Origin of the sequence: Verrucosispora sp. NA02020 (genome assembly GCF_013364215.1) — a bacterium.
Taxonomy (GTDB): Bacteria; Actinomycetota; Actinomycetes; order Mycobacteriales; family Micromonosporaceae; genus Micromonospora.
In genome coordinates this window covers 2,045,263-2,069,238 of the sequence record NZ_CP054923.1, presented here as the reverse complement: position 1 = coordinate 2,069,238, position 23,976 = coordinate 2,045,263, and the positions used below count along the sequence as shown (strand labels likewise).

The following is a 23,976-nucleotide window of genomic DNA, read 5'->3' as shown; positions in this document are numbered from 1 at the left end:
CGGAGGTCTGCATGCATGCACTGGCGGTCGGTTGGCAGGGCGACCGGGTGCGGGTGGACTGGATGTCCGCTCGGTCCCAGTCGCGGCCGACCACGTCCGACCGTGGGGTCGACTCCCGCGCGACGTCTCGCCAGAATAGCCCGGTGACGCCGCGACCTGCCCCTGGCCGACACCAGGCCACGACGACCGAGGCCGCCCACTCCGACCAGTTGATCCGCACGCTCTACGCCGAACACGCCGGCCCGCTGCTGATGTTCGTGATGCGGCTGACCGGTGGGGATCGGCAGCGGGCGGAGGACATCGTCCAGGAGACGTTGCTGCGGGCCTGGCGCAACGCGCACCGGTTGGGCACGCAGGGACAGGGATCGCTTCGGCCCTGGCTGGTGACGGTGGCCCGCCGGATCGCCATCGACGAGCACCGCAGCGAGCAGGCCCGGCCGGCCGAGACGTACGACCGGGACCTGACCGCCTTCGCCGAGTCGGACAGCACCGATCGGGTGTTGCGCTCGATGACGGTGGCGGACGCGTTGCGGACGTTGAGTCAATCGCACCGGGAGATCCTGGTGGCGACGTACTTCCGGGGCCGGACGGTGCCGGAGGCGGCCGAGGAACTCGGGCTGCCGTTGGGCACCGCGAAGTCGCGGGTCTACTACGCACTGCGCGCGCTGCGCACAGCTCTACAGGAACGGGGGGTGACGGAATGAGCCGGGTAGACCACATGGACGTCGCCGCGTACGCGCTCGGCGTACTGGACGAACAGGACATGGAGCGGTTCGAGGAACACCTCGCGACCTGCTGGGCCTGCGCCGCCGAACTGGAATCGATGGTGCCGGTGGTCGGGCTGCTCTCCGACATCGACGAGGAGTCGGTGACGGCGCTGGAGCAGACACACTCCGATCCGGTCCTGCTGGACCGTACGCTCGTGGCGTTGCGCAGCCACCGGCGCAAGGCCCGGTTCCGGCAGATCCTGGCGACTGCGGCGGCCGTGGTGGTGTTCGGCGGCCTGACCGGCGTGGTGTTCAGCAACCTGGCCGGTGACAACAGCGCGCCGCCCATCGCCGGGGGGCCGAGCAGCGCCCCGTTCGACCCGTCGGGCGGCGGCACCGGTAACCCGGGCCCCGGCGTCGGCGGCAACGAGCAGGAGGGCGAGCAGGTCGACGTCACCGACCCGAGCACCGGCGTCGAGGGCACGTTCTGGCTCATCGACAAGGACTTCGGCACCAAGATGGACTTCAGCCTGGGCCGGCTGCCCGGTCCGCGCACCTGCCGGCTGGTCGTGGTCAAGAAGGACAACAGCACCGAGGTCGTCTCCACCTGGACGGTGCCGACGTCCGGGTACGGCACCAACAGCAACCCGACCCGGGCCGCCCTCTCCGCGACCACGTCGGTGCAGATGGAGGACATCAAGCACGTCGAGGTGCAGGAGGTGAACGGCAGGGGCACCGCCCGGTCGCTGCTGACCGTGCCCGCCCCCTGATCCGCACCGCGTGAGTGAAGGCCCGTCTCCGTTCGGAGGCGGGCCTTCATGGCGCTGGTCTGCGGATACGCACTCATACGCAGGTTCGGGCCGTCCGGTTCAACGGTCCGCTGTGAAATGAGCCACCGTTTCGCATTCAACCTTGACACTGTCGTCCCCGTATATCCCGGTGACTGTCAAGCATGAGGAGGGCACGTGGCACAGATCAAGCGGACCGTCATCGCTGTGAGCGCCGTGGGCGCCATGGTCGTACTTACGGCTTGCGCTCCCGCAGGCTACGACGGGACGAACGCCGGCGCGGTCGAGCCGGTCGCCGTTGCCGCGGCCGAGCCCACCGTGACCGCCGACCCGGAGGTCAGCGCGAACCCGGAGGCGAGCGCCACCCCGGGCGCCTCGGCATCACCCGGCGCCGAGGACGCGAACGACGTTCCCCTGCCCGACGGCGTCGAGCTGACCGAGAGCCTCACCGGTAAGAAGTTCCCCCGGATGGGCAGCGCGGTCGTCAACCAGGACGGATTCCTCCTGTACCGCTTCGACAACGACACCAACGACCCGCCGGCCAGCAACTGCGAGGGCCAGTGCATCGAGGTGTGGCCGGCCGCGCTGACCGACGGCAACCCGAAGCTCAAGGGCGTCTCGGACGACGCGGTGGGCACCATTACCCGCCCCGACGGCACCCGTCAGATCACGCTCGACGGCTGGCCGCTCTACACCTACATCGGTGACAAGAAGCCCGGCCAGTGGAAGGGCCAGGGCGTCGGCGGTACCTGGTTCGTGGTGAACCCGGACGGCAGCAAGAACCTGGAGTGCCTGCCGAAGGGCACCCCGAAGGCGGTCTCCCCGCCCTCGAAGACCAAGTCGGACAGCGGCTCGGACTACTGATCCGATCCGTCACCGGTGGCCGGTCGCAGCCCGTTACGGGCGCGGCCGGCCACGGTCGTCTCTCAGCCGTTCTCCCACGGGCTGGGCACCGGGAAGTAGGTGTCCAGGAACGGGGTGACGACCTTGAGTTGGTCGGCCAGGTCCTCCTCGGTGGAGAAGGCGTCGTTGAGGCAGAACACGTGCCGGTCCCGACGGGCCAGCAGGTGCGCGAGCCGGGCGGGCGTGTCCGGGTGGGACAGTTCGGCGATGGCGTACCGCAGGTCCCCCGGCACTGCCCGTCCCGTGTGGAACGCGTAGTAGTGGTGCAACGACGAGGCGATCGACAGGTCCGTCATGCTCCGGAAACGGCTGCCGGCGGTCCGGCCGTGCGGTTCGGCGAAGTTCTCCTCGATCTCGTAGAGCACACTGCGCCGCAGCGCGTGCGGCATGTGCTTCATCTTCTGCGTCAGCACCGTCCCGAACCGTTCGGCCATCAGGGCGCGGTTGTTCTTCCCCGCCGCCGACGACGGGATGTCCTCGACGGTCGCCGCTCCGGGCGGCACCAGCGCGGGCGAGGGGAAGAAGCGGGAGATGCCGTTGGCCAGGAAGAAGTCCGAGGGCAGCACCTCGGTACCGAGAAACACGTCGTCGTTGAAATAGAGGAAGTGCTCGGAGAGCCCGTCGATGTGGTGCAGTTGGCTCTCGATGGCGTGCGAGTTGTAGGTGGGCAGAACCGACAGGTCGGAGAAGATCGCCCGGTGGCTGACCACCCGGATGCCCGGCGCGGACCGCGCCAACCACTGCGGCACCTGGTCGTCGGTCACCAGGTAGACGTTGCGCACCCAGGGCGCGTACAGGTGCAGCGAACGCAGTGAGTACCGCAGTTCGTCCCGGCTGAGGAAGCGCGCCGCGCTCGCCGCCTCACTGTGGTACGGCACACCCGTCACCTCGGCGCGGCGGCGCAGCCAGTCCGGATCGGTGCCGTCGACCCAGGTGTAGACCACGTCGACCGGGAACGTGACGTCGAAGGGACGCGCACCGGCGAACGCGGGCCGTGTCCGGGCCGTCGCCGTGGTGCCGGTCGGCTCCAGCCCGGTGAACAGCGACTCGGAAACCTCCACCGAGGGCTCTTCGGCGGCCACCTCCGCCGTCGCCCGGTTCGGACGCGGGGCGACGAGCACCGCCCCCTGGCGGGTCCAGAACTCCACCTCGCACCCGTACGCCTGACCCAGCACCAACCGGTGCCGGGGGTCGGTCCAATACCAGGTCAACCGCAGCACCGTGGCGCCCGCGACACGGCGCCAGGTCTTCGCCTCAAACCCGGGGGCAGTTGTCCCCGTCGCACCGTCGGTGAGCACCGTGACGTAGCCGGGTGCCCGCTCGCAGGCGGCGGCCAGTGCGGCGCACGCCCGCTCCCAATCCGCCGCGTCGACCGCGACCACCGACGACCGGTGGGAGGCACCACGGACCCGGAAGTACGCTACGCCGGCCTCGTCCAGTGCCGTCGTCACCGCCGCCAGGTTCTCCGCCCGTACCCGGGCCGGGGTGACGGTCGCCGCCACCTGGGCGATCCGGGGAGCCTGGTCGGCGACGACCACCGCCCGGTCCGCCCCGGCCAACAGTTCCGGCTGCCGACGCGCCAACCGCTCACCCCGCCGGCCGGCGGTCTGGCTGTCCCCCGCGGCGCGGGCCACCCACTGCTTGAGCTGGTGCCGGGTACGCGGACTGACCTTCTTCGCGATGGCCCGACGGGTCTGCGGGCTCAGCACCCGCCGATAGACCTCCACGAAACCCGACGGCTCGGCCACCGCCCGTGGCGTCTCCGGCGGAGAAGGGGTCCCGTCGCTCATCTTGCTCCTTCGGCACCGGTCTGTCCTACCGGCCTGGCCGGGCTGACGCGGCGTTGTCGTCGGATCACCGTCGTGGGCCGGGTAGAGCGGCGATAGCCGCGCTCACCCGTCGGCTGTTGTGCTGGTCCTGAATCGCGAAGAAGTCAGCCGCCCGCCGCGAGTACTCCTCCTCACGGAGACAGCCGTTCTCCAGATAGCCGACGATGGCCCGGACCGTCTCCTCAGCCGTCTCACAGACGGGACCGAACCCGTGTTCATGGTGGGCGAAGTATCCCCGACGGTATCCCCCGATCGAAAAGTACTCCGCACTGTCGAAGTGGGCGTAGATCATCGGGGTGCCGAGGTACGCGACGTCGAACGCGGTGGATGAATAGTCCGTGATGAAGAGGTCGCACTGCCGAAGTGCGTCCTGCACGCTGCGCCGAGTCTGATCGACAACCGCGAAGCACGGATCCGAGGGCACCAGACTCGTCGACACCTGCCGCATCTCGTAGTGCGGCAGGAATTCGAGGGTGTACCCGTGGTGGCGGAGGCTCTGTTTCAGCTCCTCACTGGCGAACAACTCCTGTAGGAACAGGGCGTAACGCGAGGACTCAAACGGAAGCCGCGGTGGCAGTCCCGGGTTGTAGGAGGGGCTGACCAGGTAACTACGCCAGGTGGGCATCAGCAGGATACGCCGACCACCCCGCTCGGGCACCAAGGCGTCGAAGCGCGGAAAACCGAGCCGCTGGGCAGCGCTGCCGTAGTCGAAGTGTTCCGCGACGTACTCGGCCTCCAGGCCAGCAGCGGCGACGAAGAGATCCACCCCGGTCTTGGCCCGATGCAACCCACCGCTGACGTCCTTGTCCGTGACGCCGTGCTGAAGAAAGACGCGATCGGCGCCGATCCGCCAGTTCAGGTGCTTGAGGAATGCCGTCCTGTCCCACTTCGACGGCAGCATGTACGAGTCGATGTCATACGAATTAATCAGCTTGCTGGCGTGCAGGAGCAGGAACTTGTGACGGAGCGAGTCGCACGTGACGACGTTACCCAGCCCTCGCAGCCGTTCGCGGTCCGGGCTCCCCTTGGCGATAAGGTAGTACACGTTCCGCTTGGGTTCGGACTTCCGCAGGTGCCGGAAGAGATGCCAGGAATTGTCCTGGGCGGTGTCCTTGCGCTCACCGATCAGCCAGATGTCACGACGACGCATCAGCGGCTCGGTGATCAGACGCAGCAGACGCTGCTTCCAGAACGGCTGCCGCCCGACGGCATGCCGGAGGTCCTTACGAACCAGCATCCGCTGCCATCGCCGCTGACCGGTTGCGCCCGAGGCACGGAGAACCTGAAGGGCCGCGCTGTCCCGTCCGATGAAGTTCGGCAGGATCCGAGTGTCTCCCACCAGCTTCATCGGCGCGTCCCGCAGGTAGGCCGCCGTGATCACCGCCTGGCTGGACGCCTGTCCGGTCTCGGTCTGGAAGACCAGACGCAGGCTGTGGTTGCCGTTACGGAGTTGAGCTGCGGGGATCTCGGCGGTGAAGCCGGCCCACTCGCGGCTGTCGTCAGCAGACTTGAGATCCGGACGACGCTGCGGCAGCGCTGGCACGGTCAGCCCACTGCCCCGCACCCTCAGCCCCAGCGGGGTACGGACCGGACGATGCATGGGCAGGCCGTTCACCTGGACCTGCCCCGACAGGGTGACCATCGTGCCGTTCTCGGCGACCCGGACCTGCTCCAGCCGTACCGCAACCGCACTGACCTTGGTCAACGGAAGCAGTGCGGGCGCGATCGGGTAGTCCAGGAACAGTTCACCCCCACAGGCCACCACTCCCTGCACCCGCTCCCACGGCCGCGCGAAGAGGTCGAAGTCGTACGACTTGAAGGCCAGGAAGGGAACACGGTGCCGGGTGTCGGCGGTCCAGCGTGCAATGAAGGACGGATCGATGTCCTGGTAGATCCGACTGCACCGCTCGAAGATCCGCCACAGGTCCGCATCACCGAACAAGGTGTGCGCACGCATGGCGAAGCCCTGGTAGCTGCGGACGAGAAAGCGCTCCAATACCTCGCGGCGGAACACATCCAGTTCGGGGCGCAGTTCTGCAAGGGTTTCGCAGAGGTCAAGGTGGTCCCAGTAGTTCTGCGCCCTGATGAACAGGTTGTCCATGATGGAGTCACCGCTGCCGCGGCGGCGGTACTCGTAGACCACCTCGTCCACCAGGGCGATCCGCTCCGCTTTGAGCAACATCGGGATGGCCAGGAAGGCGTCCTCGAAGTGCACACCCTCGCGGAAGCGGAAGCCATGCTCCCGAATCTGCGCAAGGTCATAGAGCTTGTGACACGGACCGGCGTCGAAGACCAGCTCGGGTGCGTCCACCACACTGTCCAACAGTCGGTCCCCCTTCCCGAACGGCTTCTTCCACAGGAAGGCGGTCGGCTTCGGAAAGGTGTTCATGTCGCCGATCGCGATGCTCGCCCGGTGCCTCAGGATCGCGGCGAGCAGCAGCTCGATGGCGCGGGGCGGCAGGATGTCGTCGGAGTCGACGAACGTGACGTACGGCGTATCCGCCATGTCCAGTGCAAGGTTCCGGGCTGCGCCCGGCCCGCTGTTGACCTGCCGGACAGCGGTCGCGTTCGCGTGTTCTGCAGCGAACTGCTTCGCCAGCAATTCGGATCCGTCGGTGCTGCCGTCGTCCACGAGGATCACGCGACACTGAGCGAACACAGTCTGCGCCGCGATCGACGTGAGTGTCTCGGGGAGGTAGCTCTCGACGTTGTAGACCGGGACGATGATCGTGACCTGAGGCGCAGGGCCTACCACACTGGGCTCCACTAAGAATGACGTACAGACGACGAAGGCGAACACCGCTGACGACCGGCGCGACGGGTTCAGCCGTCCGGACGCAGTGGGACGCCTCTGAGGTCGCCGAGCGTCTTGAGCATGCTGTTCGGCAGCGTCGGAGCGTCCACCGAGGGCTGGCGCGCACTCGGCACCGACTGCTGCGCGTCACGCCACAGTGCGCTGGCGCTCAGCGTGCGGCGTTCCGCCACCTCGTCGTCGGGCAGTTCGAACGGTGCAGGGAAGGGAAGGTAGCGGGGCAGGAAGTCGGCCAGCATCCGCTCCTGGTCGGCGAACGCGCGCGGATCCGAATCGGTGTCGTTGAGGCAGAACACGTCGCGGTGGCGGCGCGCCAGCAGCTCGGCGAGACGGGCCGGGGTGGACGGATGGCCGAGGTCGGCGTACTCGTACTCGATGTCGGCGGGTACGGCCTGGCCGGTCAGGTACGCCCAGTACTGGTGCAGCGACGACGGGATCGACAGGTCCTCGTGGTGCCGGAACAGGTGCTGGGCGGTGGCGGTGACGTCCGCCCGGAGCACCTCCTCGATCTGGTGCATGATGCTGCGCCGCAGGGCGAACGGGGTGTGCTTCATCTTCTGCGTGATGGTCACCCCGAACTGCCGCTGGATGTGCCGGCGGTTGTTCTTCCCGGCGGCGTTCACCGGTGGGTCGCCGGGCTTCGCCTCGCCGAGCCCGAACTGCGCCGGGGACAGGAAGAACTTCGCGATCCCGTTGGCGTGGAAGAAGTGCGTGGGCAGGAGCGGGCGGCCCAGGAAGACGTCGTCGTTGAGATAGAGGAAGTGTTCCGCCAGGCCGTCGATCCGGTGCAGCCGGGATTCGATGGCGTGCGAGTTGAACGACGACAGGCCGCCGAGGTCGGCGAAGAGGTCGGCGTGCGAGACCACGGTGATCATCGGGTGGCTCGGATCGAGCCAACTCGGCAGTTGGCTGTCGGTGACCACGAAGATCTTCCGCAGCCAGGGCGCGAAGCTGTGCAGCGCCCGCATCGCGTACCGCAGCTCGTCGCGGTTGTGGTAGCGGGAGGTGTTGGCAGCGATGGCGTGCAGCGCGTCGCCGGGTGTGCCGAGTGCCGCCTGCTTGCGCTCCTGCCACTCCGGGTCCGAGCCGTCCACCCAGGTGAAGACCGCGTCGATCGGGAACCCGACCCGGTCCGGGGCGCGTACGGCGAGGTCACGGCGGGTGCCGTAGTGGTGGTCGTCGGCCTCCGGCACGAAGTGGCTGAGCAGTGCCGCCGCGACCCGGACCGGCTCGGCGACGGCCGGCGCCTCGTCGATGACCGCGTTGTGCCGGGGTGCGCGCACCACGTCCTCGACGCGGGTCCACAGCTCGATCTCGCAGGCGAACTCCGCGCCCAGCACCACACCGGCCCGCACGTCGGTCACCGGGAACCACACCTGGATCACCTCGGTCGGCGCCAGGTCGGGCTGGTGGCGTCCGGGCCGGACCTCGACGACGCGGACGTGTGCCCCGGCGAGCTCCGGCGCGGAACCGACCAGGTCACGCAGGTCGTCCTGCTCGTCGTCCAGCACCGCCACCGTGCTGCGCAGGTAGTCGTCGTTGCGGACGCAGTGGTATTCGATGCCGGCGGACTCCAGGGTGGAGGTGACGGCGGTCAGGTTGCGGTGCCACATCTGCAACGGTGTGGCCGCCGCGACCACCTCGGCCTCGGTGCGGACGCCGTCGTCGGTGACGGTCACCGAGGCGCCGACCGGATGCAGGGTCTCGCCGCCGCGAGGTCGGGTGAGGGTACGCACGACGCCGATCCGCCGGTGCTCCGGAAGCAGCCGCAGCAGGCGGCGCCGGGCAGCGAGCGGCAGCAGGCGGTAGACGCGCAGCGCTATCACGTGACCGGCCGTCGAGTTCGGCGGGTCACCTCCCGGGCGGCCACGTCAGTGGTGACGCCGGTGTGACGAGACGACGGCTCCCCGCCGCCCGGACCGAACAACCGCTCCAGCAGTCATCCCCGAATGCCTTTCTGCACAGCTCCCCGTTGTGCGCGGCTCGGTGATCGATTCGCTGACCGTTCGGCCGTTCCTCGACCACGCACCGGTGTCAGGTGCTGACTGGACGGGTGCCGCGCAGGTCGGACCATAGCAGCGGGTCCGGGAGCGGGACAGCGATGAATCCGTGGCGTCGCCGCCGAAGCCCAATGATCTCGCCAGATACATATATCTTTGGGATTATCTGCCCGAAGAATCCTGGCCGTTCAGGTGGCCCAGGGGTGAACGGACGGTGTCCGCTGGTCGGCCCGCGCACCGCCGCCGAGGGCGTGCCCGGACCGCGCCGCCCCGGCGCCCCGGACCGGATGGCAGAGTGGGGTGGTGACCGGGACCGCGCCGACCGCGAGCCGGACGCTGCGCCCGCCACCCGGCTACCGGCTGGCCGCCACGATCCGGCCGCTCACCTTCAGCCCGTACGACCCGTGCGCCCGGATCGTCGACGACACCCTGTGGTGGGCGACCCGTACACCGGCCGGACCCGGCACCCTCGCGCTGCACGGGACCGGGTCCGAGCTGCGGGCCGACGGGTACGGGCCGGGTGGCGACTGGCTGGTCGCGCACGCCGACGCCGTCGCCGGGCTGCGTGACGACCTGACCGGCTTCGCCGACCTGGCCCGGTCGCATCCCGTGGTGGCGCGACTCGCGGCCCGACACGCCGGGTTGCGGATGCCCGCCACCGGCCTGGTCTTCCCCCGGGTGCTCCGGGCCGTCTTCGAGCAGAAGGTGACCGGCAAGGAGGCCTACCGGGCGTACGCCGCCACCGTCCGCCACTTCGCCGCACCGGCACCGGGGCCGGTGTCGCTGCTGCTGCCGCCCGAGCCGGCCGCCGTCGCGGCCACTCCGTACTGGGTGTTCCACCCGTTCGGGGTCGAACAGCGCCGGGCCGAGACCCTGCGCCGGGCCGCCGCCGTCGCCGACCGGCTGGAGCGCTGCGCGGACAGCGCCGAAGCCACCCGCCGGTTGACCGCCGTCGCCGGCATCGGCGTCTGGACCGCCGCCGAGGTGGTACGCGTGGCGTACGGCGACGCGGACGCGGTGAGCGTCGGCGACTACCACGTACCGAACACGGTGGCCTGGGCGTTGGCCGGTGAGCCGCGTGGTGACGACGCCCGGCTGCTGGAGCTGCTGGAACCGTTCCGGGGACACCGGGGCCGGGTCTGCCGGCTGCTGGAGGTCGCCGGCGTCCAGGCACCGAAGTTCGGTCCCCGCGCGCCGATCCGCTCCTTCGCCCGCTTCTGACCGGATCAGGCGGCTTCGCGCAGGGCGGTTCAGGCGGCTTCGCGCAGGTCGGCCAGGCTCACCGGGGTACGCCGACGCAGCAGCTCCGCCAGCTCGGGCACCGAGCCCACCTCGCCGAGGACGTTCTTGCCCCCGCCGAAGCGCTGCGGATAGTGCTGGACCAGCCGGTACACGTACCGGCGCTGGATCAGCTCGACGCTGACCCGCCACCGCCCGCAGCACCCGCACACCCACTCCGACACTCCGCGAAAGTAGCTCTGACCTGCGGTTTCCTGATTCGCCCGGGCCGGGCGGCAGGGCGTACGGGCGGACACCGCGCCCACGGCGCGGCGGTGATCTGCCTCACCGTTGTCGGTGTGGTCTGGTTGACTGGTCGCCGTGGACCTGCCGATCAACCCGCCGCTGGAGCCGATGCTGGCCCGCAGTGTGGCGTCGATCCCGACCGCGACCGGGATGACCTACGAGCCCAAGTGGGACGGATTCCGCTGCATCGTCTTCCGCGACGGCGACGAGGTGGAGCTGGCCAGCCGGGGTGGCAAGACGATGACCCGCTACTTCCCCGAGGTGGTGGAGCAGGCCCGTCGGCAACTGCCGGAGCGCTGCGCGGTCGACGGAGAGCTGATCGTGATCCGCCGGGACGGCCCGAGCGGGCAGCCCCGGCTCGACTTCGAGTTGCTGGCCCAGCGCATCCACCCGGCGGCGTCCCGGGTGACACTGCTGGCCGAGACCACTCCGGCCGACTTCGTCGCCTTCGACCTGCTGGCGCTGGACGGCGAGAGCCTGCTCGACGCGCCCTACCCGACCCGCCGCGCCCGGTTGGAGCAGGCGCTGGCCGGGGTACGCCCACCGGTGCACGTCACCCAGGTCACCACCGACGCGGACACCGCCCGCCGCTGGTTCGACGTGTTCGAGGGCGCCGGGTTGGACGGGTTGATCGCCAAGCCGGCCGACCTGCCGTACGAGCCGGGCAAGCGGTTGATGTTCAAGGTCAAGCACGCGCGTACCGCCGACGCGGTGGTGGCCGGCTTCCGGTGGCACAAGTCCGGCCCGGTGGTGGGCTCGCTGCTGCTCGGGCTCTACGACGACGAGGGTCTGCTGCACCACGTCGGCGTGAGCGCCTCGTTCACCATGGCCCGCCGGGCCGAGCTGCTGGAGGAGTTGGCGCCCTATCGCGACGTCGGCGCCGCACACCCGTGGGTGCACGGCGACCACGAGCGGGGCCAGCGCATCCCGGGCGGGGTCAGCCGGTGGACCGGCACCAAGAACCTGGAATGGGAGCCGGTCCGCCCGGAGCTGGTGGTCGAGGTGGCGTACGACGCGATGGAGGGCGACCGGTTCCGGCACACCGCGCGGTTCGTGCGCTGGCGGCCCGACCGCGACCCGCGTTCCTGCCGATACGATCAACTCGACCGGCCGGTGCGGTTCGACGTGGACCAGGTCCTGCGGGGTGACCCGGCGGTGCCGGTGGGATCCGCGTCCGACTGACCCGCACCCGACCGACCCGCGGCCGTCGACCCGATCACGGAGGCCCAGCTCGTGACCCGTACTTCCGACCGGATCCGCCGCCTGCGGCTCACCCTGGCCGGCCTGACCGCCGCCATGGTCGTCACCGCCGGCTGCACGCTGCCGGCCTTCGCGCCGCGCGCCGACGTCGAGGCGCAAGGGTCGGCCGCCCCACCCGGCACGGCACCCGACTGGCGGGCCTGCCCCGATGTCCCCGACGACCTGGTCGGACGCAGCGCCCCCGGCGTCCGGTACGACTGCGCCCGCATCCAGGTGCCGCGCGACTGGGCCGGCGGCACCGGCGCCACCACCGGCCCCGGCGCCGACGAGACCTTCGAGATCGCCCTGTTGCGGGTCCGTTCCGACAACCAGCGCAACCGGATCGGCTCGCTGCTGATCAACCCGGGCGGCCCGGGTGGGTCGGGCGTGGACACCGCCGTCTACCTCTCCTTCGGCGAGCAGTTCGGCGGCCTGCCCGACAGCATCCTGCAACGGTTCGACATCATCGGCTTCGACCCGCGCGGCGTGGCCCGGTCCAGTCCGGTCGAGTGCATCTCCGACGCCGACCTGGACGGCGTCTTCGGCTACGACCCCGACCCGGAGAGCCAGGAGAAGTTCGACGTCTACGTGACCATGGCCAAGCGGATCGGCCAGAGCTGCGGCGACAAGTACGGCGACCAGCTCAAGCTCTACTCCACCGAGCAGACCGCCCGGGACATGGACGCGATCCGCGCGGCCGTCGGCGACGACAAGATGACCTACCTCGGATACTCGTACGGCACGCTGCTCGGCGCCACGTACGCCCAACTCTTCCCGCAGCGGGTGCGGGCGCTGGTGCTCGACGGCGCGGTCGACCCCCGACAGAATCTGATCGCCGGTTCGGAGAGCCAGGCCAAGGGCTTCGAGCGCGCCTTCGACAACTTCGGCCGGTGGTGCGCGGCCAACGCCGGCAACTGCCCGATCGCCCCCGACGCCCGAGCCGCAGTCGTCTCCGCCATCGACAAGGCCAAGTCCTCCCCCGTCCGCTCCGCCGACGGCCGCGAGGCCACCTCCGGCTGGATCTTCTACGCGGTCATCTCGTCGCTCTACAACGAGACCGGCTGGCGGCAGCTCGCCCGCGCCATCGACCAGCTGGACCAGGGCAACCCCGACGCGGTGTTCCAGCTCGCCGACAACTACACCGACCGCGACGACAACGGCCGCTACACCAACCTCTTCGACGCCAACACGGCGATCAACTGCGCCGACGACGAGGAACGCCCCAGCCTGCAACGGATCCGCCAGTTGCAGTCCGAGTGGCGTACGCAGTACCCGCTCTTCGGTCCGGCGCTCGCCACCGGCCTGATCTCCTGCACCGAGTGGCCCGGCGGCAGCGACCCCTACCCCACCGGTCGCGCCGAAGGTGCCCCGCCGATCCTGGTCATCGGCACCACCGGCGACCCGGCCACGCCCTACGAGCAGACCCCGGCCCTGGCCGAGATGCTCGGCGTCGGACGCGTACTGACCTGGGAGGGCGAGGGGCACACCGCATACCCGCAGACGCCCTGCATCACCGAGGCCGTCGACGCGTACCTGATCGACCTCACCGTCCCCGCCGAAGGCAAGCGCTGCCCCGCCCGTTAGCGACCCGAGGAAGATCCGGATACGTCGAGGCCCCACTCACCGAGGACGAGCCGCCGGGCCACCTGCCGCCCCTGCCGGTCGAGTGCGGACCCGCCGGCGCCCCGATCGCGGTGATACAGGGCGTCACCCGCCAGAACGACGGATGACGCTGCTCCCCCGCGCATCGGTTCGCGCCGCTGTGGGACGCTCGCGGGATGAGCGACGTGTTCTTCCGGGAGGCGGTCCGGGCCGACCTACCCGCCGTCCTCGATCTCCTCGCCGACGACGTGTTGGGGCGTACTCGTGACGTCGGGGAGGTCGACGCCGTCTACGAGAAGGCGTTCGCCGACATCGGTGCCGATCCGCGTAACCACCTCGTCGTCGCCGAGGCCGACGGTGAGGTGCTGGGATGCATGCAGCTCACCTACATCCCGGGACTCGGCCGGCACGGCACGGAGCGGCTGTTGATCGAGGCGGTGCGGATCCGCTCGGACCAGCGCGGGCGGGGCGTGGGCCGCCTGATGATGACCTGGGCGATCGACCGCGCCCGGCAGCGCGGCTGTGGGCTGGTGCAGCTCACCAGCGACAAGAGCCGCCATGACGCACACCGTTTCTATCTCGGCCTCGGCTTCGTCCCGAGTCACGAGGGCATGAAGCTCAGTATCTGACCCTCTCCTCGGCCGATGGTCCCGTGAGCCGCTCAAGATCCCGCTCGATCCTGGATCGAGTGGTTGTCCGCGCGCTCCAAAGCCACTCGATCCAGGATCGAGCGTGACCTTGCCGAGCACACCGGATCGACAGCGGCACGGCACGGCACGGGTCAGCGGGGGCGGTCGCGGTCCTTGGAGGGTTGGACCCGCTTCGGTTCGCCGGGCATCTTCGGGTGGTCCGGCGGGTACGGCAAGTCGCCTTCGCCGGCTGCGGCGTCCCGCTCGGCCCACTCCAGCAGCGGGGTGATGTCCCACGCGGCGTCGTCGATGCCGGCGTGCGGGTCGCCGCGCTCGGCCAACCGCTGCGGCACGGTCCGCAGGTCGAAGTCGTCGGGGTCGACGTCGGGCAGCTCGTCCCAGGTGACCGGGGTGGAGACGGTGGCCCGGGCGTTGGCCCGCAACGAGTACGCGCACGCGATCGTGCGGTCCCGGGCCATCTGGTTGTAGTCGATGAAGACGCGTTCGCCGCGTTCCTCCTTCCACCACGCGGTGGTGACCAGCTCGGGGCGGCGGCGGGCCAGTTCCCGGGCCAGCGCGATGGTGGCCCGGCGCACCTCGACGAAGCTCCAGTGCGGCTGGATACGCAGGTAGACGTGCACGCCCCGGCCGCCGGAGGTCTTCGGCCAGCCCGGCACCCCCAGCTCGTCGAGGATCACGCGCAGCTCGGCGGCGGCGGTGGCCGCGTGGGCGAAGTCGGTGCCGGGCTGCGGGTCGAGGTCGACGCGCAGCTCGTCGGGACGGTCGATGTCGGCGGCGCGTACCGGCCAGGGGTGGAACACCACGGTGCCCATCTGCGCGGCCCACGCCACGTGGGCGAGGTCCGCCGGGCACAGCTCCGCCGCCCTGCGTCCGCTGGGGAAGCTGATCTCGGCGGTACGCACCCAGGGCGGCACACCCCGCGTCGGCACCCTCTTCTGGAAGAACATCTCGCCCTCGATGCCGTCCGGAAAGCGTTGCAGGGTCGTCGGGCGGTCGCCCAGCGCCCGCATGATGCCGTCGCCGACGCTGCGGTAGTAGTGGAAGACGTCGGCCTTGGTGAAGCCGCGCTTCGGGAAGATCACCCGATCCGGGCTGGAGAGCCGTACCGTGTGCCCGGCGACCTCGATCTCCTCGGCCGCAGCCTTCGCACCTGCCATGGCGCGACCATATGCGATGGGTCCGACCTTCGACGTACGGTTGTCCGGTGAGTCTTCCCGACAGCGAACTGCCCCGCACCGACGACGAGTGGCGGGTCCGGCTCAGCCCCGAGGAGTTCCGGGTACTGCGCGAGGCCGGCACCGAACCGGCATGGACCGGAGAGTACGTCGACACCAAGACGCCGGGGATGTACCGCTGCCGTGCCTGCGGCGCGGAGCTGTACCCGAGCGACACCAAGTTCGACTCGCACTGCGGCTGGCCGAGCTTCGACGACGCCATCCCGGGCGCGATCACCGAGATCGAGGACGACAGCCACGGCATGCGGCGGGTCGAGATCCGCTGCGCCCGCTGCGACAGCCACCTGGGGCACGTCTTCCGGGGCGAGGGCTTCACCTCGAAGAACACCCGGCACTGCGTGAACTCGCTCTCCATCCGCCTGGACCCCAGCACCGCCTGACCGCCGGCCACGTCGCGTCCGGCGGTCGGCCGTCGGCCCGCGTCGTGCCGGGTCAGCCGTCGGCCGCCGGGCGCGCGGTCAGCATCGCCACCTGGGCGGTACGCGACTGCCCGACGCGTTGGGCGAGGTCGCGTACCCGCTCGTCGGTGCCGGCCGCGAGGTGCGCCCGGGCCAGGTCGGCGGCGGCCTGTTGGTGGGCGCCGAGCACCTCGACGAGTACCGCGTCGACCTGGCCGGGCGCGGCGTCGCGGAGCCGGGCCAACTGGTCCGGGCCGGTGCCGTGCCCGGCGTGATCGTCGGCCCGCGCGGTGCGACCGGCCTGTGCCAGCCAGGCACGCGCGTCGGCCAGCTCGTCGGTCTCGGTCACCTCGATGGCGGCCACCAGGGTCCGTAGCTCATCGTCGACCAGCCGGTCCCGCACCAGCCGGACGATCTCCAGGGTCTGCTCGGTGTGCCCAGCCATCATCGACAGGAACAGCAGGTCGATGCCGGTCATCTCGGTCGTGACGGAGGGCGTGGCCGGGGCGGCGACCGCTGACGGCGTACCGCTCGGCGCCTGGTCCGCAGCCGGCACGGACGAGCCGCCGCATCCGGCGGCGAGCAGCACGACGAGCAGGGCGGGCAGTGCGGCAGGCCAGCGACGCGACGCGACGGACCGCACGGCACGCCGGTGGGACGCGGCGGCGCGTACCGCCGGGTGGGGAGCCGGCGTGAGGTGCGGCGCGGGCCGGGCCCGACCGCACCTCACGCTGGTCAGGCCTGGGTCCACAGCGCCGGTACGTTCGGCGGCTCCCATCCGGCGATGGCGGTGTGCGCCTGCCGGCAGCGGTACGTGCGCCCGCCGTAGGTGACCTGGTCGCCCACGGCGTACGCCCGGCCGGCGGTCCACGTGCCCCCGGCCGGCGGGTTGGTGGTCGGGCCGGTCGTCGGGGTCGGCGACGGTGCCGGCGGGGTGGTCGGGCTCGGGCTCGGCGTGGGGTTGCCGCTGCCGCCGCCGATCTGGAGGTCGACGCAGGAGTAGAAGGCGTTGGCGGTGTCCGAGATGTTCCAGACGGCCAGCAGCTTCTGGCGGCCCGAGTAGCCGGACAGGTTCACGGTGTGCGAGACGGTGGGACCCGGCTGGCGATTGCCGCCGCTGAACACCGCGACCCGGGTGTTGCCGATGAAGTACTCCCAGTCGCGGGTGGCGTGCTGCGCGGTGTTGACCCAGGTGAAGGTGACCGTGGTGCCGACCGAGGTGGCGGGCCAGCCCCGGTTGTCGTCATTGAGGACGGCAAAGTGGGAGATGTTGGCGTGGCAGGTGCGGAGCCCCTTGGGGCCTTCCACGCTCTGCGGCTCCCAGCGGATCTGGCCGCAGTCCGGTACGCGGTTCTGGGCGCAGAGCGCCTGGCGGCTCGGCGGCGACGAGACGTAGCCGTGGGCCTGGGCCGGGGTCGCGACGGCCAGGGTGGAGACCATGGCCCCGGCGGCGACGAGCGGGAGGGTGATTCTTCGACGCATGGCGGCACTCCCTTTCGGCATGTTGCCTGGTGAGGTGCCACCAACATAATTTAAACATTGTTAACAGTAAAGACCGCTATCGATAAAACGCACGGTACGCGCATCCGAGGCCCCTCAGGTCGCGCCCGCGCGTCGATCCAGGTCCGCCCACACTTCCTCCCGCCTCACGATCATCAGCACGCCAGCGCCCGCCCGACGTCGGCCCACCGGACCGCCCGCGCCCGGCCGGACGCCTCGCGCCGTGGCCGACGCGCTGGGACCAAAGCACGCTGCGGCCGATGGCACACGGCAGCCGACGCGCGTCGGCGACACGCCGAGCGAACCGGACGAGTCAGCGCGATTTCGCGTCGCACCAAGCCTAGATCAGGGCAAACTTGCACAAAAGGCTCTAACTGGAGGGATCCGTCGTGGCCACCTGTGAGGTCTGCGGTAACGACTACTGGCTGGCGTTCGAGGTGCGCACGGTCAGCGGTGACGTGCACACGTTCGACAGCTTCGAGTGCGCCAGCCACAAGCTGGCCCCCATCTGCGAACACTGCGGCGTCAAGATCCTCGGACACGGCGTGGAGGTCTCCGGCCGCTTCTTCTGCTGCGGGCACTGCGCACGGGCGGTGGAGACGGAGCAGGGTGCCGAGATCCGCGACGCCGTCGGCGCCCGCCCCGCCTGACCCACCGCGCGACGGCTCCCCCGCTGAACGCCGCCCCGCGCGCCAGCGCCGCACCGCACTAGCGCCGCCGCGCACGCTGGCGCCGCCGCGCCCACGCGTTAGCAGGGGTCCCCTGCTATGCACGAGGCGTTAGCAGGGGACCCCTCCTTTCACGCGACCGGGCACGGCCTAACCTGGCCGGGTGTCGAGCACCGAACTGCGGGTCGCGCGCTTCACCGACCTGGACGCCCGGACCTTTCACGACCTGGTACGCCTGCGCGCCGACGTGTTCGTGGTCGAGCAGCAGTGCCCGTACCCGGAACTCGACGGACGGGACGTCGAACCGGGCACCTGGCACCTCTGGCTGGCCCACGGCGGCGCACCCGTCGCGTACCTGCGGATCCTGGCCGACCCGGACGGCGTCGCCAGGATCGGACGGGTGGTGGTGGCCCCGGCGGCGCGCGGCGGCGGGCACGCCGGACGGCTGATGACGGAGGCGCTGGCCCGGATCGGTGACCGTCCCTGCGTGCTGGACGCCCAGTCGCACCTGGTGGCCCTCTACGCCAGGTACGGCTTCACGGCCAGCGGGCCCGAGTACGTCGAGGACGGCATCTCGCACACCCCGATGCGCCGCGTGGTCTGAGCAGCCGGGCAGTCCCGCCCAGCCCACCATCGAATTGACCAGTGGCGATGGTGTGTGCCATTCTTCGGGCGAAGCCAGGGCAACGTGATCAGGCCGGGAGAGGCAACTCCCGTGCGATCCGGGCGATGTCGCGATCCGACGACTCCCCCTGGGGGCTCCATGTCCAAGCTAGTTCGAAAATCACGGGCACTGTCGCTGTTGGGTGTGGCGGCCGGTGCCATGCTGCTGCTCTCCACAGCGCTTGTCGCTCCGGTGTCCGCGCACGGTTCGGTGGCCAACCCGATCTCCCGCAACTACGGCTGCTGGCAGCGCTGGGGCGGTGACTTCCAGAACCCGCGGATGGCCACCGAGGACCCGATGTGCTGGCAGGCCTGGCAGGCCAACCCGAACGCCATGTGGAACTGGAACGGCCTGTTCCGCGAGGGGGTGGCCGGCAACCACCAGGGCGCCATCCCGAACGGCCAGCTCTGCTCCGGTGGCCGTACCGAGAGCGGGCGCTACAACGCGTTGGACGCCGTCGGCGCCTGGCGGACCACCTCGGTGGCCAACAGCTTCCGGCTCAAGTTCTTCGACCAGGCCAGCCACGGTGCCGACTACATCCGGGTGTACGCCTCCCGGCAGGGCTACGACGTACTGACCAAGCCCCTTGCCTGGTCGGACCTGGAACTGGTCGGCCAGATCGGCAACACTCCGGCCTCGCAGTGGCAGCGCGAGGTCGACGGGGTGTCCACCGAGATCCCGGTGAACGCGCCGGGTCGCAGCGGACGGCACGTGCTGTTCACCGTCTGGCAGGCCAGCCACACGGACCAGTCGTACTACATCTGCAGCGACGTGCAGTTCGGTGGCGGCACCACGCCTCCCCCGACCACCCCGCCGGCCTCGCCAACGCCGACGCCGACCTTCGACCCGCCCACCACGCCGCCGACGACCACCGCACCGCCGGTGGCGGGTGCCTGCGCGGCGACGTACCGGGTGACCTCGACCTGGTCCGGTGGTTTCCAGGGTGAGGTGCAGGTGACCGCGGGCAGCGCGGCCATCCGGAGTTGGCGGGTGACCTGGACGTACGCCAGCGGCCAGCAGGTCAGCCAGGCGTGGAACGCCACCCTCAGTTCCAGCGGTTCGACGGTGACCGCCCAGAACGTCAGCTACAACGGAGGCCTCGGAGCCGGAGCCAGCACCACCTTCGGCTTCCTGGCCTCCGGCAGCGGGTCGAGCGCACCGACGCTGACCTGCACGGCGACCACCTGACCCCGGACGGGGCCGCGCCTACTCCCTCGGGCGCGGCCCCGGCCGGCTCGTCGCGTCGGCCGATGCCGCCGCACGCCGGGCGATGCCGGCCTGCGCTGCGCGATGCCGGCGTCCGCCGGGCGATGGTGCCGTGCGCTACGCGATGGTGCCGTGCGCTACGCGTTGGTGTTAGCAGGGGTCCCCTGCTATGCACGAGGCGTTAGCACGGGGCCCTTCCTTACACCTCGGCCGGCGTATCACGCGAGTGCGGAGACGATGTCGGCGATCGGGCGGCGGCGACCGGTGTAGAACGGCACCTCCTCGCGGACGTGCAGCCGTGCCCGCGAGCCGCGCAGGTCACGCATCAGGTCGACGATGCGGTGCAGTTCGTCCGCCTCGAAGGCCAGCATCCACTCGTAGTCGCCGAGCGCGAACGAGGCGACCGTGTTGGCACGGACGTCCGGGTAGCCCCGGGCCATCTTGCCGTGCTCGGCGAGCAGCTCACGCCGCTCGGCGTCGGGCAGCAGGTACCAGTCGTACGAGCGCACGAACGGGTAGACGCAGAGGTAGGCGCGGGCCTCCTCGCCGGCCAGGAACGCCGGGATGTGGCTCTTGTTGAACTCGGCCGGCCGGTGCAGCGCCATCTGTGACCAGACCGGGGTCAGCGCCCGCCCCAGGGTGGTCCGCCGCAGTCGCAGGTACGCGTCCTGGAGGTCGTCGCTGGACGAGGAGTGCCACCAGATCATCAGGTCCGCGTCGGCGCGCAGGCCGGAGACGTCGTACGTGCCGCGCACCACGACGTCCTTGCCGGCCAACTCCTCGATCAGCGACTCGACCTCGCCGGTCACGTTGTCGCGCAGTGACGGCAGCGGCGCGCTGGCCCGGAACACCGACCACATCGTGTAGCGGATGGTGTCGTTGAGTTCCCGCAGCCGGGCCGCGTTGCTCTGCTCGGTCATCTGCCCGATCCCTCCAGTGCTGTGATGATCTCTTCGGCCGCCGTCTCGCCGGAGCGGACGCAGACCGGAATGCCGACCCCGTCGTAGCCCGCACCGGCCAGCGCCAGCGTCGGACGTGTCGCCCGCAGCGCGGCCCGCGCGGCGGCCACCCGGTCGAGATGACCGGGGGTGTACTGCGGCAACGCGCCGCCCCACCGCTGCACGTGCCCGTCCACCGGGGCGGGCAGTGGCGTGTCGAGCACCCCCGACAGCTCCCGGTGCACGGTGGCGGCGAGGTCCTGGTCGGGGCGCTGGAGCTGGGCCTCGTCGCGGTAGCGGCCGACCGAGGCGCGGACCAGGGCCAGCCCGTCGGACCGGCGCAGGTGTCCCCACTTGGTGGTGAAGAAGGTGGACGCCTTGATCAGCAGGCCCTCGGTGCCGGGCACCAGGAAGCCGGAGAGCGCCGGCAGCGCCGGCTCCGGCAGGGCCAGGGTGACCAGGGCGACGCTGGCGTAGTCCAACTCGCCGATCCGCGCCGCCACCTCGGCGGCCGTCTCGGCGAGCAGGCGGGCCGCCGGGCGGGCCGGTACGGCCAGCACCACCGCGTCGACCTCGACGTGCTCCGGGTCGCGGGTGGGGCCGACGGTGAGCCGCCAACCGGGGCCGACCGGGGCCAGTTCGCGGACCGCCGCGTTGCGCCGGACGGTCGCCCCGCCGGCCGTCGCGGCGGCGTCGACCAGGGTGCCCAGTCCGCCGGCCAGGGTGCCGAAGACCGGCTCGCCGGGGGCGCGGGGGGTGGCGGCCTGCGCCGCGCGTACCGCACCGAGCAGCGTGTGCTCCGTCCGGGCCGCCCGGGCCAGCGCCGGCATGGTGGTGGCCAGTGAGAGGTCGTCGGCGCGGCCGGCGTACACGCCGCCGAGCATCGGGTCGACCAGCCGGTCGACCACCTCGTCGCCGAAGCGGGCGCGGACCAGCGCGCCGACGGCGACGTCCTCGCCCGGGCCGAGCAGCGGCCGACCGCCGTCGTGGTCGGCCTCCGGCGTCGGCCGGGCCACCGCCGTCACCTTCGCCAGATCCCCGGGTACGCCCACCAGCGTCCCGCCCGGGATCGGGCGCAGCCCGCCGTCGACGGCGAGGGCGGCCTGCCCGACGGTCGGGTGCACGATCCGGTCGGCCAGCCCGAGTCGGCGGACCAGGGTCACCGCGGCCGACTCACCGCCGGCCGGGTCCCGCATCAGGAACGACTCGGCGCCGAACTCCACCGGCCCGCCGGCCAGCTCGCCGGTGCGCAGCTTGCCACCGAGCGCGCCGGACTGCTCGTACACGGTGATCTCGGTGCCCTCGGGGGCCCGGTCGCGCAACCGCAGCGCGGCGGCCAGGCCGGTGATGCCGCCGCCGACCACCGCCACCCGCCACCGCGTCGCCATGGCGGTCAGTCCCGGGCGGAGAGCTCGTGGACCAGCGCGACCACCCGGGTCAACACCTCCGGATCGGTCTCCGGCAGGACGCCGTGGCCGAGGTTGAACACGTGCCCGGGGGTGGCCCGGCCCTCGTCGAGGATCCGCCGCACCTCGGCCTCGATCACCGGCCACGGGGCGAACAGCAGGCACGGGTCGAGGTTGCCCTGCACGGCCTTGTCCGGCCCGATCCGGCCGGTCGCGACGTCCAGCGGCGTACGCCAGTCCACGCCGACCACGTCGGCACCGGCCTCGCCCATCGCGCCGAGCAGCTCGGCGGTGCCCACCCCGAAGTGGATCCGGGGCACACCCGAGTCGGCCAGCCCGCTGAGCACGGCCGTCGAGTGGGGCAGCACGAAGCGACGGTAGTCGGCCTCGGAGAGCGCGCCGGCCCAGGAGTCGAAGAGCTGTACGGCGGAGACCCCGGCCTCGATCTGTACGCGCAGGAAGGCCAACGTCACCTCGGCCAGCCGGCCGGCCAGCGCGTGCCACAGCTCGGGCTCGCCGTACATCAGGGCCTTGGTCTTGGCGTGGGTCCGCGACGGCCCGCCCTCGACCAGGTAGCTGGCGAGCGTGAAGGGGGCACCGGCGAAGCCGATCAGCGGCGTGTCGCCCAACTCCTTGACCAGCATCCGGACCGCCTCGTCGACGTACCCGACGTCGCTGCGGTCGATGGGTCGGATCCGCGCGACGTCGGCGGCGGTGCGGACCGGTTCGGCCACCACCGGGCCGGTCCCGGGCACGATGTCCAGGTCGACCCCGGCGGCGGCGACCGGCACCACGATGTCGCTGAAGAGGATCGCCGCGTCCACGTGGTGCCGGCGTACCGGCTGGATGGTGATCTCGGTGACCAGCTCGGGGCGGCGGCAGGACTCCAACATCGCCACGTTGGCCCGGATCTGGCGGTACTCCGGCAGCGAGCGGCCGGCCTGGCGCATGAACCAGACCGGGGTGTGTGGGACGGACCGGCGGCGGCACGCCCGCACGAAGGGCGAGTCGGCCGGCCCGTCGGGGCGGGTTGCGTCGTCTCGGGCGGCGTCGCCCGTGGTCTCGGTGGCCATCGCGGCCATCGTGCCACGCGGCCGATCCCCACCCCGCGCCCACCGCCGGCTTTGTGACGTAGCGGGCGTGCAAGGAAGGGCCCCTGCTAACGCCTGCGGTAGTGCAGGGGACCCCTGCTAACACAGAAGCGGGCGGAGCGCGCCCGTGTGGGGAGATCGTCGGCGCGCCATCCGGGCCGGGAACCGGGCGGCGGCTTAGGCTGCGAACATGGCCGCCCAGATCGCGCTCCCGGACACCTTCGCCCGCGCGGTCACCGGGCTCCGGGTGTCGGCGCCTCGACCGGAGATCGTGCTGGAGGAGGTCGGCGCGCCGCAGCGGCTGGCGCCGTACTCCTTCGCCCTCTCCGCGGCGGTGCTGCGCGACGGTGACGAGGTGGCCACCGCCCGGCTGATCCTGCTGCACGACCCCGCCGGCCACGAGGGGTGGCAGGGAACTCTGCGACTGGTCACCTACGTGAGCGCCGAGCTGGAGGTCGACCTGGCCACCGACCCGCTGCTGCCCGGGGTGGCCTGGACCTGGCTCACCGACGCGCTGGAGACGCACGACGCCGGGCACCGGGCGATCGGCGGCACGATCACCCAGACGGCGTCGAACCGGTTCGGCGACCTGGCGGGTCCGCCGGCCGCCTGTGACATCGAGATCCGCGCGTCGTGGACCCCGACCGGCATCGAGCTCACCCCGCACCTGTACGCCTGGTGCACGCTGCTCGCCTCGACGGCGGGTCTGCCGCCGCCGGGTGTCACCGCGCTGCCCGAGCGGCGCGCCGCGGCCGCCGGTTGACGGGGCCGGTACGGCACCCAGGCGGCGAACCGCCGACACGCGGCGGGGCGGGT

Annotated in this window: 22 protein-coding genes; 12 read left to right on the top strand and 10 right to left on the bottom strand. The window is 71.2% G+C overall.

The features are described 5' to 3' along the window. Positions 1 to 11: 11 nt before the first annotated feature. From HUT12_RS09080 to HUT12_RS09070, 3 genes are all read left to right on the top strand, one after another. Entirely contained in the window at positions 12 to 704 is a 693-nt protein-coding gene (locus tag HUT12_RS09080; RefSeq protein WP_119579049.1) for a sigma-70 family RNA polymerase sigma factor, read from the top strand. Beyond that, complete coding sequence (locus tag HUT12_RS09075; protein ID WP_176093094.1) at positions 701 to 1,477, top strand: zf-HC2 domain-containing protein; 777 nt, start codon at positions 701 to 703, stop codon at positions 1,475 to 1,477. Before HUT12_RS09080 ends, HUT12_RS09075 begins: the two co-directional genes overlap by 4 nt. Positions 1,478 to 1,672: 195 nt before the next feature. Continuing rightward, complete coding sequence (locus HUT12_RS09070; protein ID WP_131052823.1) at positions 1,673 to 2,359, top strand: hypothetical protein; 687 nt, start codon at positions 1,673 to 1,675, stop codon at positions 2,357 to 2,359. Between the two features lie 62 nt (positions 2,360 to 2,421). On the opposite strand, the gene HUT12_RS09065 is transcribed toward HUT12_RS09070, so the two are convergent. The 3 genes from HUT12_RS09065 to HUT12_RS09055 form a co-directional block, all read right to left on the bottom strand. Next, positions 2,422 to 4,188, bottom strand: a complete 1,767-nt coding sequence (locus tag HUT12_RS09065; RefSeq protein WP_176093093.1) for a stealth family protein — start codon at positions 4,186 to 4,188, stop codon at positions 2,422 to 2,424. Positions 4,189 to 4,252: 64 nt separating this feature from the next. Then, on the bottom strand, positions 4,253 to 7,027 hold the full coding sequence (locus HUT12_RS09060) for a CDP-glycerol glycerophosphotransferase family protein (protein WP_176093092.1): 2,775 nt from the start codon (positions 7,025 to 7,027) through the stop codon (positions 4,253 to 4,255). 23 nt (positions 7,028 to 7,050) lie between these two features. After that, positions 7,051 to 8,865: a stealth family protein gene (locus HUT12_RS09055; protein ID WP_176093091.1), complete on the bottom strand. Its 1,815-nt coding sequence runs from the start codon at positions 8,863 to 8,865 to the stop codon at positions 7,051 to 7,053. 477 nt (positions 8,866 to 9,342) lie between these two features. Here HUT12_RS09055 and HUT12_RS09050 point away from each other — a divergent pair, with 477 nt between their 5' ends. Beyond that, entirely contained in the window at positions 9,343 to 10,260 is a 918-nt protein-coding gene (locus tag HUT12_RS09050; RefSeq protein WP_176093090.1) for a DNA-3-methyladenine glycosylase, read from the top strand. Positions 10,261 to 10,289: 29 nt separating this feature from the next. On the opposite strand, the gene HUT12_RS09045 is transcribed toward HUT12_RS09050, so the two are convergent. Further along, a complete protein-coding gene (locus HUT12_RS09045; RefSeq protein ID WP_131052828.1) occupies positions 10,290 to 10,502 on the bottom strand; it encodes a hypothetical protein in 213 nt (70 codons plus the stop codon). Positions 10,503 to 10,638: 136 nt separating this feature from the next. Here HUT12_RS09045 and HUT12_RS09040 point away from each other — a divergent pair, with 136 nt between their 5' ends. The 3 genes from HUT12_RS09040 to HUT12_RS09030 all read left to right on the top strand — a co-directional run bounded on the left by HUT12_RS09040 (position 10,639) and on the right by HUT12_RS09030 (position 14,033). Next, positions 10,639 to 11,745, top strand: a complete 1,107-nt coding sequence (locus HUT12_RS09040) for an ATP-dependent DNA ligase (RefSeq protein ID WP_176093089.1) — start codon at positions 10,639 to 10,641, stop codon at positions 11,743 to 11,745. 114 nt (positions 11,746 to 11,859) lie between these two features. Then, positions 11,860 to 13,386: an alpha/beta hydrolase gene (locus HUT12_RS09035; RefSeq protein ID WP_176095706.1), complete on the top strand. Its 1,527-nt coding sequence runs from the start codon at positions 11,860 to 11,862 to the stop codon at positions 13,384 to 13,386. A 194-nt stretch (positions 13,387 to 13,580) separates the two neighbouring features. Further along, entirely contained in the window at positions 13,581 to 14,033 is a 453-nt protein-coding gene (locus HUT12_RS09030) for a GNAT family N-acetyltransferase (protein WP_176093088.1), read from the top strand. Between the two features lie 152 nt (positions 14,034 to 14,185). Here the strand turns inward: HUT12_RS09030 and ligD are convergent, their stop codons facing one another. After that, complete coding sequence (ligD, locus tag HUT12_RS09025) at positions 14,186 to 15,211, bottom strand: non-homologous end-joining DNA ligase (RefSeq protein ID WP_176093087.1); 1,026 nt, start codon at positions 15,209 to 15,211, stop codon at positions 14,186 to 14,188. Positions 15,212 to 15,258: 47 nt separating this feature from the next. Here ligD and msrB point away from each other — a divergent pair, with 47 nt between their 5' ends. Further along, positions 15,259 to 15,669, top strand: coding sequence for a peptide-methionine (R)-S-oxide reductase MsrB (gene msrB / locus HUT12_RS09020; RefSeq protein WP_131052832.1), 411 nt, complete (start codon positions 15,259 to 15,261; stop codon positions 15,667 to 15,669). 52 nt (positions 15,670 to 15,721) lie between these two features. Here the strand turns inward: msrB and HUT12_RS09015 are convergent, their stop codons facing one another. Both HUT12_RS09015 and HUT12_RS09010 read right to left on the bottom strand, forming a co-directional pair. After that, positions 15,722 to 16,330: a DUF305 domain-containing protein gene (locus HUT12_RS09015; protein WP_254876754.1), complete on the bottom strand. Its 609-nt coding sequence runs from the start codon at positions 16,328 to 16,330 to the stop codon at positions 15,722 to 15,724. A gap of 92 nt (positions 16,331 to 16,422) precedes the next feature. Next, a complete protein-coding gene (locus tag HUT12_RS09010) occupies positions 16,423 to 17,169 on the bottom strand; it encodes a lytic polysaccharide monooxygenase (RefSeq protein ID WP_176093086.1) in 747 nt (248 codons plus the stop codon). Between the two features lie 407 nt (positions 17,170 to 17,576). Between HUT12_RS09010 and HUT12_RS09005 the strand changes: the two genes are divergently transcribed. The 3 genes from HUT12_RS09005 to HUT12_RS08995 all read left to right on the top strand — a co-directional run bounded on the left by HUT12_RS09005 (position 17,577) and on the right by HUT12_RS08995 (position 19,707). Continuing rightward, a complete protein-coding gene (locus tag HUT12_RS09005) occupies positions 17,577 to 17,837 on the top strand; it encodes a Prokaryotic metallothionein (RefSeq protein WP_131057241.1) in 261 nt (86 codons plus the stop codon). 181 nt (positions 17,838 to 18,018) lie between these two features. Next, a complete protein-coding gene (locus HUT12_RS09000) occupies positions 18,019 to 18,459 on the top strand; it encodes a GNAT family N-acetyltransferase (RefSeq protein WP_176093085.1) in 441 nt (146 codons plus the stop codon). Between the two features lie 219 nt (positions 18,460 to 18,678). Further along, positions 18,679 to 19,707 carry a lytic polysaccharide monooxygenase gene (locus HUT12_RS08995; RefSeq protein ID WP_236146023.1) on the top strand — a complete coding sequence of 343 codons (1,029 nt, stop codon included), beginning with the start codon at positions 18,679 to 18,681 and terminating at the stop codon, positions 19,705 to 19,707. A gap of 236 nt (positions 19,708 to 19,943) precedes the next feature. Here the strand turns inward: HUT12_RS08995 and hemQ are convergent, their stop codons facing one another. The 3 genes from hemQ to hemE are packed head-to-tail and all read right to left on the bottom strand — an operon-like array spanning position 19,944 to position 23,142. Beyond that, positions 19,944 to 20,645: a hydrogen peroxide-dependent heme synthase gene (gene hemQ / locus HUT12_RS08990; RefSeq protein ID WP_176093084.1), complete on the bottom strand. Its 702-nt coding sequence runs from the start codon at positions 20,643 to 20,645 to the stop codon at positions 19,944 to 19,946. Next, on the bottom strand, positions 20,642 to 22,051 hold the full coding sequence (hemG, locus tag HUT12_RS08985; protein ID WP_176093083.1) for a protoporphyrinogen oxidase: 1,410 nt from the start codon (positions 22,049 to 22,051) through the stop codon (positions 20,642 to 20,644). The genes hemQ and hemG overlap by 4 nt, the downstream gene beginning before the upstream one ends. Before the next feature lie 5 nt (positions 22,052 to 22,056). Next, positions 22,057 to 23,142, bottom strand: coding sequence for a uroporphyrinogen decarboxylase (gene hemE, locus HUT12_RS08980; protein WP_176093082.1), 1,086 nt, complete (start codon positions 23,140 to 23,142; stop codon positions 22,057 to 22,059). A gap of 208 nt (positions 23,143 to 23,350) precedes the next feature. Between hemE and HUT12_RS08975 the strand changes: the two genes are divergently transcribed. Continuing rightward, on the top strand, positions 23,351 to 23,923 hold the full coding sequence (locus tag HUT12_RS08975; RefSeq protein WP_176093081.1) for a DUF3000 domain-containing protein: 573 nt from the start codon (positions 23,351 to 23,353) through the stop codon (positions 23,921 to 23,923). The last annotated feature ends 53 nt before the right edge of the window (positions 23,924 to 23,976 follow it).

Excerpts from the sequence above, each read along its gene's own strand:
- HUT12_RS09080 (WP_119579049.1), top strand. The coding sequence starts at position 12 with ATGCATGCACTGGCGGTCGGTTGGCAGGGCGACCGGGTGCGGGTGGAC.
- HUT12_RS09075 (WP_176093094.1), top strand. The coding sequence starts at position 701 with ATGAGCCGGGTAGACCACATGGACGTCGCCGCGTACGCGCTCGGCGTA.
- HUT12_RS09065 (WP_176093093.1), bottom strand. The coding sequence starts at position 4,188 with ATGAGCGACGGGACCCCTTCTCCGCCGGAGACGCCACGGGCGGTGGCC.
- HUT12_RS09035 (WP_176095706.1), top strand. The coding sequence starts at position 11,860 with ATGGTCGTCACCGCCGGCTGCACGCTGCCGGCCTTCGCGCCGCGCGCC.
- HUT12_RS09030 (WP_176093088.1), top strand. The coding sequence starts at position 13,581 with ATGAGCGACGTGTTCTTCCGGGAGGCGGTCCGGGCCGACCTACCCGCC.
- ligD (WP_176093087.1), bottom strand. The coding sequence starts at position 15,211 with ATGGCAGGTGCGAAGGCTGCGGCCGAGGAGATCGAGGTCGCCGGGCAC.
- HUT12_RS09010 (WP_176093086.1), bottom strand. The coding sequence starts at position 17,169 with ATGCGTCGAAGAATCACCCTCCCGCTCGTCGCCGCCGGGGCCATGGTC.
- HUT12_RS08995 (WP_236146023.1), top strand. The coding sequence starts at position 18,679 with ATGCTGCTGCTCTCCACAGCGCTTGTCGCTCCGGTGTCCGCGCACGGT.
- hemQ (WP_176093084.1), bottom strand. The coding sequence starts at position 20,645 with ATGACCGAGCAGAGCAACGCGGCCCGGCTGCGGGAACTCAACGACACC.
- hemG (WP_176093083.1), bottom strand. The coding sequence starts at position 22,051 with ATGGCGACGCGGTGGCGGGTGGCGGTGGTCGGCGGCGGCATCACCGGC.
- hemE (WP_176093082.1), bottom strand. The coding sequence starts at position 23,142 with ATGGCCACCGAGACCACGGGCGACGCCGCCCGAGACGACGCAACCCGC.
- HUT12_RS08975 (WP_176093081.1), top strand. The coding sequence starts at position 23,351 with ATGGCCGCCCAGATCGCGCTCCCGGACACCTTCGCCCGCGCGGTCACC.